Source organism: Bradyrhizobium sp. Kon10 (assembly GCF_055807395.1).
Window position 1 is genome coordinate 1 of record NZ_JBVVOZ010000362.1, and the last position, 241, is coordinate 241.

General features: G+C 59.3%; 1 pseudogene. It reads right to left on the reverse strand.

The annotated features are described in order from the left end of the window. Positions 1-241: pseudogene (locus tag AC0L2O_RS37390) on the reverse strand (RNA degradosome polyphosphate kinase); the annotation flags it as partial.

Genomic DNA, 241 nt, shown 5'->3' on the forward strand with positions numbered 1-241 from the left:
TCTTCCAGCGGAATGAAGCGGAAATGACGCTTGCGGTCAGGCAAGCGGATGAACCGCTTCAGCGCCACCGGCAGACGCAACAGGGCGCTCATCTCTTCGCCATTCCTGCGATGGCGCAGTTGCAGGGCCATCGAGAAGCCGAGATTGGGAATGAATGGGAACGGATGCGCCGGGTCGATCGAAAGCGGTGTGAGCACCGGAAACACCTGCTCCTGGAAATGATCCTCGAGCCAGGTCTTCT